The organism is Eubacterium ramulus (genome assembly GCF_003122485.1).
Classification (GTDB): Bacteria; Bacillota; Clostridia; order Lachnospirales; family Lachnospiraceae; genus Eubacterium_I; species Eubacterium_I ramulus_A.
In genome coordinates this window covers 1-8,231 of sequence record NZ_JRFU01000007.1, presented here as the reverse complement: position 1 = coordinate 8,231, position 8,231 = coordinate 1, and the positions used below count along the sequence as shown (strand labels likewise).

General features: G+C 45.6%; 9 protein-coding genes. All 9 read right to left on the bottom strand.

All coding sequences use genetic code 11. The features are described 5' to 3' along the window. Positions 1-104 precede the first annotated feature (104 nt). Complete coding sequence (locus tag LG34_RS00535) at positions 105-968, bottom strand: hypothetical protein (protein ID WP_109214371.1); 864 nt, start codon at positions 966-968, stop codon at positions 105-107. A 19-nt stretch (positions 969-987) separates the two neighbouring features. Beyond that, a complete protein-coding gene (locus LG34_RS00530) occupies positions 988-2,556 on the bottom strand; it encodes a DUF5702 domain-containing protein (RefSeq protein WP_109214370.1) in 1,569 nt (522 codons plus the stop codon). Next, complete coding sequence (locus LG34_RS00525) at positions 2,556-2,738, bottom strand: Flp1 family type IVb pilin (RefSeq protein WP_181369240.1); 183 nt, start codon at positions 2,736-2,738, stop codon at positions 2,556-2,558. Before LG34_RS00525 ends, LG34_RS00530 begins: the two co-directional genes overlap by 1 nt. Positions 2,739-2,881: 143 nt before the next feature. Next, positions 2,882-4,114: a type II secretion system F family protein gene (locus LG34_RS00520; RefSeq protein WP_109214369.1), complete on the bottom strand. Its 1,233-nt coding sequence runs from the start codon at positions 4,112-4,114 to the stop codon at positions 2,882-2,884. Positions 4,115-4,125: 11 nt separating this feature from the next. Beyond that, positions 4,126-4,902 (bottom strand): type II secretion system F family protein, encoded by a 777-nt coding sequence (locus LG34_RS00515; RefSeq protein ID WP_109214368.1) that lies wholly within the window; start codon positions 4,900-4,902, stop codon positions 4,126-4,128. Continuing rightward, complete coding sequence (locus LG34_RS00510; protein ID WP_109214367.1) at positions 4,826-6,043, bottom strand: CpaF family protein; 1,218 nt, start codon at positions 6,041-6,043, stop codon at positions 4,826-4,828. Before LG34_RS00510 ends, LG34_RS00515 begins: the two co-directional genes overlap by 77 nt. A 60-nt stretch (positions 6,044-6,103) precedes the next feature. After that, positions 6,104-7,171 (bottom strand): hypothetical protein, encoded by a 1,068-nt coding sequence (locus LG34_RS00505; RefSeq protein ID WP_109214366.1) that lies wholly within the window; start codon positions 7,169-7,171, stop codon positions 6,104-6,106. Further along, positions 7,150-7,680 carry a prepilin peptidase gene (locus tag LG34_RS00500; protein ID WP_158582253.1) on the bottom strand — a complete coding sequence of 177 codons (531 nt, stop codon included), beginning with the start codon at positions 7,678-7,680 and terminating at the stop codon, positions 7,150-7,152. Before LG34_RS00500 ends, LG34_RS00505 begins: the two co-directional genes overlap by 22 nt. A 93-nt stretch (positions 7,681-7,773) precedes the next feature. Further along, positions 7,774-8,046, bottom strand: coding sequence for a pro-sigmaK processing inhibitor BofA family protein (locus tag LG34_RS00495; protein ID WP_109214372.1), 273 nt, complete (start codon positions 8,044-8,046; stop codon positions 7,774-7,776). Between the last annotated feature and the right edge of the window lie 185 nt (positions 8,047-8,231).

Genomic DNA, 8,231 nt, shown 5'->3' with positions numbered 1-8,231 from the left:
CCTGCCGGAGGCTATATCAGATGGGGGATTGGCTCCCATCTGATATACAGTGTCCCCATCTGATACGCTTCAAATCGAACACACGAAAAACTTGTGAACCATTTTTACTTCTGGCACCGCATACACGGGTGCCGATCCCCGACCTGTGATCTTAATACCCGGTAAACCGTACGTTTCAGTCCAGAGCAGGCAATATTCCCATGATATTCCGTGCCATAATCTGTAATATACACATTCTTAGAAGATGTTCCTGCACAGCGGCAGGGATAATAAATGCTTCCATCTTCACTTCTGAGCGCACTGATTCCCGTCCGTGGCACACTCCGAATCGATAACTTTAACGTTTTACATTCTGCCGAACTGTGATATGCATTTCCATATGGTGTGATATACACATATGCTCCATCCTCATCCCCAGCAGATGATAGTGACGCTCCCGTCCACTTTTTGCATACTATCTGCTGTTTCACTGGTAGTTTTCCCCATTTTGTCCAGAACACTGGAAGCTTCACTTCATATGTTGCATGCAGTTTGATAAAATCTCCGGAAAAATCACTTCCGATGAACGATATTTCTGACCGGTTTCTTCTATATAAATCTGATAAAAGTTCCTGCTGTTCCATATACTTCCAGAACAGGCGCCGCGCCGTCAGATATCCTTCTGCCGTCCCCGGTTCATCCGCATCTGTATAAGAAGCGGCCATACTTCGCGCTGTGTACTGCAACGCGGCAGACACCTGAATATGTGCTCCAAGCAATAAAAACAAATGTAAAAATACCAGAACAAAAAACAATAACAATGGTGTAACAAGTGCTGCTTCCAGTGTAAGGCTTCCCGGAAGACGGGCATATTGCAGTGCTTTTGTATTTTTTAAATTGCCTGTTTGATTAATTGGAGAAGTTTGCAATTGCCCGGAGAACATAGAGAGAGATTTTGTATTATTTGTTTTTCTTCGATACAAAAGCACTGTAATATACCCGCCTCCTTTACTTTTTTGACTCTGCATAACATACTTCACTATCTTCTGCAAAATGATAGCTGCCAATCTCGTTATTTCCAAGCTGCACCAGATTCCAGAACAATGGTTGTGCCTCATACTCCACAGAGCATTTTATTTTTCCTGCCATTTGATTCATACAGACACCGGTATTTTGCTCAATCAGATTCATGGATCGCTGCCTTATTTTTTCCTCCGACGTTGTCCAAAGCAGCAATTGCAGATAACCGTCATAGCTTAATCCTTCCTGCTCTGTGTTCTTTTCTGAAGTATTCAACGCATCTCCAAGATGTTTCAAATCTGTATGCCATTGCGTATCGTTCTTTACCAGCGACACTTTTCCTCCATTCAACAAGATCCGCACATCACTGATGGATTCTGCATACGCCCAAGCCGCTAAAATAGCATGTTTCACGGGTTCTGCAAGCTCTGGATTCGCAACAACCGAAGTAAGCGCAAGTGCAACACTCATTGCTTCCTGACTTTTTGTCGAATCTGTCTCCAGATAAAGCAGATTGGCGCCTTCTCTCATAAGCAGCAAACGATTGACTACCGCCTTTAGATTTTCCTGATCTGCATTTTTTCCACCAATCAGATATTCCATCTCATAATCCAATGCCCGGTCTCCACGCTCCTGCGTTGCATCAGAAAAATGTGCGCGGCAGTAAAGACCAAACAACAGCCGATCCGTTACTGACGCAGTTTTTTCCTGCTGCCAGCTTCCCTTTGCTGAATGCGTATGGTTTACTCCCTCTGTCTGACCCAGTTCCTTATTTGACACATTTTGTTCCGGCATCACCAAGGCAAGTACTCCATTCTTTTTGACAGCTTTCATCCATTCCAGCGGATTCTGCAGATCAGAACGGTTTGCAAGTTCCACACGACTATTTTCACCTGTTTTCCCTGCATCAACTTCTGCTTCCTTTATCTCCTGAGCTTCTGCCAAAACCCGTGTCTGCTCCTGATTTCCGGTTTCTTCTGGCAGCTCCCTGGTCTGTGCAGTTTTCCCGGATTGATCCATCTGCTCTAACGCCTGAAAAACTTCCTGTTCCTGCAATTCTCCACGCTGCTCCAGACCATCGGTCTTTGACTCTGTCACAGATTGCAATACCGTTTTCAACACATCCTCCGCGACATTCTGCCGCATCCAGTTTGCCGCCTGCTGATAATATCCGGCTCCGTTGTCATCCGTTGCCAGTTGATACTGTTCCACCTCTACTTTGCTGCAATGAGCCTGCAGGAAGAAAAAATTGTGTCCAAACTGCTGGCTTTCCCAGTTTTGCTCTACCGCATCTTTCTGTAAATTGCAGACTTCCGGAAATGTACCGGTGTTTCCTTCTCCTGACTCCTCCCAGAACAGCAAATGATATTGTTCCCACAACTCCGGTTGATAGGACGCATACACCGCATCTTCCGCCTGTCCGGTAAGCAGATGTACATTCGTTTTTAAGGCACTTACGCGTGCTGCCTCCAGAAACGCAAACAGCACGGATATAAGTCCCACAAGTATCAGTACATAGAAAATACTGACACTTCCGCTGCAAAATCTCTGTTTCATCAAAGAGTTCCTGCTTTGTTATTGATATTGGTAAATGTCTTATTTACCAAACTGGTCAGCTGCTTCTTAAAAATTAAAATCAAACCCACCAAAACGACCAAAATCAAGATAATTTCCACAACACCAATACCTGATTCTTCATATAAAAAACGTTTTCCTTCTCTGATATATTCCTGTCCCATGTTTCCCTCCATACATTTATCTTTTACCCAATATTTGTTTCCACTGACAACCGGCAAATTTTTGCCTGGTTTCTCGTGACATGCTGCCCAAATTAACAATGCATAGTCCAAAGTGCTTTTAGCTTTCTACAATCAGCAGCCAGCTATAAAGAAAAGCTCTGCACTGCCGGGAATAACAACATAACCAGAATCAGTACAAATACCAGCATCATCGGAAAAAGCAGCTTCATACCGGCTTCTTCTCCTGCCTTTCTCGCCTGATTCTTCCGAATCTCCCAGGCTTTCCGTGCTTCTTCCCCCAACATTTCACATACGTCACGGGTTCCTTTTTCCAGATTTCTGTTTAAAATAGATACCAGTCGTCGATACGACGGTAACCCGATCCGGCGTGCAAGCTGCTCATAGGCTTCTCTTTCCCCCATTCCTTTTCGTATATCCAGATACGTCCGATGCATTTCCTTCATATAAATACGCTGTACATAGCCTTTCTTCTTTTGCATTTTCCGATCCATTTCAAGAATACGCTCCCAAGTTCTTCGCAGCGTAAGTCCGACTCCCATCAATAATGACAATTGTTCTACCATTTGTGGATATTCCCGGTTCAGGCATGCTTCCCGATGCTTTGCCTGCCGCCTGATCCGATCCTTTTTCTGCCATTCCAGACAAACTACTGCCGCACCTCCAAGCAGCAAAAGCAGATACCAGTCCGATGTTTCTTTTGTTTTCCAGTATATTTTCTGTCCTTCCGCTGTCTGTGGCAGTTGAAACGTTTCCTTGGTTCGGCTTTTGGCTTCCTGTTTTCCAGATTGCTTCTGAACCTGCTGTCTCAGCCACTGACTGCTCCCCTGCACGGGCGGCATTACCTGCAATGCCCGAATCTCCGTGCGGCTTATATCTGCATAAGAAAACTCCGCCTGCAATGTTACGATCACACCATCTTCCCCAACCTGTTCATTTGCAACCGTTCCATCATCCTGTATCACGGTATAATCGCTGCTCTCATATACCGCCTGCACCAACCCGTCACAAAATGTATTTTCCAGAACCAGATTTCCGGTTATCTCATTTTCGGATTTGTTTTCTCCCAGAAATACCGCTTCCCATTCTTCCACCGCCTGTTCCAGCAGCTGCTGTACCTCTGCATTTTCCCGCTCCACCGGGTGTACCTCAAGATCGATCTGTTGTGATTCCCCATCTGCCGTCTCATATGTAAATGTCCGACTTTCTGTCGGTTCTCCCTCTCCTTGCCGCGAAACCGTCCCTTCCGGTTCGCCCCCATAATTTTGTGAAATAAAAAGCATCACTGACAGCAACGTAAATACTGCCACTGCTAAAATACTGCTCCTGTGTTCCTTCCAACTCTTCCACTTTCGCATCTTCACCCCTTCTACACCGGAATCTGAACAATTTTCTCCGACCAGAAAAACACAACCAGATATCCGCAAAGACAAGCGCTCATCACCAAAACTCCTGCCAGATTTTTATACAATGCCCCTGTATATTCCGGTGAACTCAGTGTAATAAAAAGCAAAATAACCGGCAGTAAAATCATCATCATGCGCTGTTCTGCCCGCTTTGCAGCCACCGCTGTTTCAATTTCCTGTAATACCTCTGTTTTTTCCTGCATTTTTACAGTAGTCGTGCGTATGATCTCAGTCAGATTTCCCCCGCTTCGTTTCACATGCAGCAGGATCTCCGCAAAATGGTAAATATCTTCGCTTCCGCTGTTGCATGCAAATTCGTAAAAAACCTGTTCCAGCGGTTCACTCATTTGTATTTTCCGGTTCATGTATGCAAACTCCCGCACAATATCCGCATCCTTCCCATACAACCGCTGCATATCACCCTGTGCATAACGCCAGGCATATTCCAGTGAATAACCGGCTCCAAGAGTTCCCGACACAGACTGCATTGCCGACTGAAACTGCCGCTGCAGCCGCTTTATCTGTTCCTGCTCCCGTCGTGTCCGTCCACGGCATACACAGGCGATGACTGCCGGCACAATGAGCACCAATGCCCATGCTGAACGATAGAACAAAAATGCTGCTGCCATCCCAACACCAATTCCTTTTAAAACATCAACTGCTTTATCCGGAATATGCCAGTCCTTTTTCTTCCAGCTTCTGGCGATTTTGCAAAGAACTTTCTTTTTTCCAGATGCCATGCACTTTTTCCCCCTTTACACCAGTCTCCTGAAACCGATACAGTGTATTCAGATAGATCTCACCATTTTTTATCCCACACAATTCACTGATCTGAAGCACTTTTCGTGTCCGGTCACGCATCCTTCCAAGATGGATCAGAATATCCAGTCCCGTTACGATCTGCCGCTGAATCACGGAAAAATCAACCTTTTCCCCCATTGCCATCATCGTTTCCAGACGTAGCAGCATGTCCCTGTCACTGTTGGCATGCCCTGTTGAAAGTGAACCATCATGTCCGGTATTCATTGCCTGGAACATGTCCCATGCTTCCGCACCACGGACTTCCCCCACAACGATCCGATCCGGACGCATTCGAAGCGCCGTGCGGATCAGATCACGGATACTGATTTCCTCTGCTCCCTGTCCATTGGCATTTCTTGTCTCCAGCCGCACCAGATTTGGCACATTCTGAAACTGAAGTTCTGCCGAATCTTCAATCGTGATCACCCGATCTGTCTTTGGAATATAGGCAGATAATGCATTCAGAAACGTTGTCTTTCCGCAGCCGGTTCCACCGGAAATAAAAATGTTATATCCCGCTTGCACCAGAAGTTTTAAAAACTCTGCGACTTCCTGTGATAAAGACTCCAGTTCCATCAACCGCTCCAGCGTCATCGGTTTTTTCGAAAATTTACGGATAGAGATACAGGAGCCTTCCACTGATACCGGTTCCAACACAATGTTTACTCTGGAACCATCTGACAACCGGGTATCCAGAATCGGATTTGCTTCATTCACTGCCCGGTTTGCACTTCCTGCAATCTGTTGGATCATATCACCCAGACGTTCTCTGGAAAGTTCTGCTTTTGTCCACGGATACAGCGCCCCCGCCTTTTCATAAAAAATATGCGCCTCTCCATTTACCATGATCTCAGTCACTTCCGGATCATCCAGCAGTTCCTGCAATACATCCAGCCTGCGAAAAGAATTAAAGATCTGTTCCTCATAACTTTCCCGCACTTTCAGCGACAGCAGTTTTTCTTTGCTGTAACTTCGTACTGCCAGCGCGATTCGCTCTCTTAATTCTTCATCCGTAAATTCTCTGGACATATCAAGTCCATCCATCACCTGTCTTTTGATCTCTTGCCATGGCGCCTCCATTCTATTCCCCCTTTTTACTAACCACCGCTTAGTGCTCTACCCACCAGAATCGGTGAATGCTTATTCTGCATTCAATATCTGTCTGAGCCGCTGTCCCATTTCAGATTCAGACCATTCATGCAAAAGATGTACTCCCGGCAGATCTCCGGAAAAACCCGAAACCACCAGCTTTGTTACTTTTTCTTCTGAACAACATTTTTTTAAGAAAGCAACTTCTTCCCCTGCAGCACAACGACTGCACAAATCTCCTCCCGAAATCTGCAAGATTCGCTCTGCCTGTGAAAAAATAAGCTGACATCCACAGATCATGCTTCCCACGGAAAATACGACCGCATCATACCGCCCCTCTGCGGAAAGCTGCCTCAAAAAAGCCTGCAGATCCTCTTCCCTGATTTCATACAAAATCATGGCATTTTCCGGTGGACGGATGTAATCCATCCCATCCAGCTGCCCGGTAAACAGCTCCAAAGACGTCCCCATATTCTTTCTCAGTTGTAAAAAAAGATCACTCATATCTGCGGTTCTATACTCCAGTTGAAATACCGATACCAGACCACTGTTTTCCGAAAATTCCACATACAACACCCGTTGTCTCCTGGCAAGAATCCAGGCACACAGCGCGGAAACTGCCATCAAACTTCCCCGGTTTCCACCGGTACAGACAATCCAGTGCTGTTTCTTTACCGCCGCCATCTGCATCCCTACACTGGCAATGGATTGATACCGCGCAATGATCTTCTGAAACAGTACCGATCTGGCTTGGTACTGACTGATATGCGTCTCATCTTCTTCCTCCGTATCAGTAAGGATCAGAATCTGTTCTGCCTGTCCCGCTTCCTGCAAAGCCACCACAAACGATTCCGAACCTACTGCCAGTTCCCAGTGTTTTTCTCTTTGGTGCCTCACATTTTGAAGTCTCATATCTTCCCGCACAGAATCTATCTGCCTGCCCGAACTTTCCAGCAATTCCATCTGTTTGCCCGAACTTCCCAGCAAGTCCATCTGCCTGTCCGAACCTTCCAACAACTCCACATAACCATCTTTTCCGATCCGTGTATTCAGATACAGCGCCAGTTTTTGCATATAAGATTTTTCCAGTCCCCCGATCACCACAACAGGGTTTTGCATACACTCACCCCCAGAATTACAGCATACCCGAACAAAATAGCCGCCGAAAAATGAAACCGGGCGCCCTTTCTTGTCCGTTCAGGATAAGGAATGATCCTTCCCTTTTGTACTACTATTTGAAAATAGCTGACACAGCTTTGTATGCTTGTCCAAAGCTGTCTCTGATTCAGCAATCTGCCGAATGAGAATCCTGCTGCCAGCAGGAAAGAAATACAGATACAATAGATTACATTCCGACTGCCATTCAGACAGCCGATCACACAGAACAGTTTGATATCACCGGCTCCCAGTCCATGCATACGAAATGGGATCCAGCAAATCAGTATCGGTAATAAAAGCCCCCCGATCACTTCTCCTGCAATCTTTGGTTCAAATCCCGGAATCCAACACAAAATTCCGATCAGGATTCCCACCGCAATCAGTCTGTTTCGAATGATACCATCCGAAAAATCTGACCTCACAGCAAGAAGAAGTATTACTGCCGATGCACTGATTCGAATTAGTTCCACATGTGCTCCACCTCCTTTGTGAAACCGATTATAAGTCCTTTCCCTGCACCTGTCTATAGCCATTTTTCTGTCATTTTTTCGACTTGTGCATTATCACAACAACTGAAGGAACAAGATCCCATAAAGTGCCGCAAGCCCGCTGATTCCAAGGGTTCCGCATGTCAAAAGACTCAACGGATTGATACCGATCGCCACATCAAATCCCCTGGATGTAAAGAAGGAATTTAAGAAGTACATACAGATCAGACACACCACCGTCCGAGCCACAAAATTCAGCAAAATCTCTGCATTTTTCTTCAAAATTCCAATGAGCAGGATCAGTCCGCATACCCCCAGAATAATGCCGATTCCATATGTTCGTTCCAAACGAAACACCACCCGATTTCTCTTGTTGTAATATATTATTTTTGTGAAATTTTATACCAGATTTTCCATCAAAAAAAGAGCCGAAAACGTAATCCACAAACACCACAATCGGTATTTCTGTCGCTTTCGACTCTCTCATTTTATCTCAGTCGAGAAGACTCCCACTTCTGCAAGTGGTGAGTAAT

Excerpts from the sequence above, each read along its gene's own strand:
- LG34_RS00525 (WP_181369240.1), bottom strand. The coding sequence starts at position 2,738 with ATGGGACAGGAATATATCAGAGAAGGAAAACGTTTTTTATATGAAGAA.
- LG34_RS00510 (WP_109214367.1), bottom strand. The coding sequence starts at position 6,043 with ATGGAGGCGCCATGGCAAGAGATCAAAAGACAGGTGATGGATGGACTT.
- LG34_RS00520 (WP_109214369.1), bottom strand. The coding sequence starts at position 4,114 with ATGCGAAAGTGGAAGAGTTGGAAGGAACACAGGAGCAGTATTTTAGCA.
- LG34_RS00515 (WP_109214368.1), bottom strand. The coding sequence starts at position 4,902 with ATGGCATCTGGAAAAAAGAAAGTTCTTTGCAAAATCGCCAGAAGCTGG.
- LG34_RS00505 (WP_109214366.1), bottom strand. The coding sequence starts at position 7,171 with ATGCAAAACCCTGTTGTGGTGATCGGGGGACTGGAAAAATCTTATATG.
- LG34_RS00530 (WP_109214370.1), bottom strand. The coding sequence starts at position 2,556 with ATGAAACAGAGATTTTGCAGCGGAAGTGTCAGTATTTTCTATGTACTG.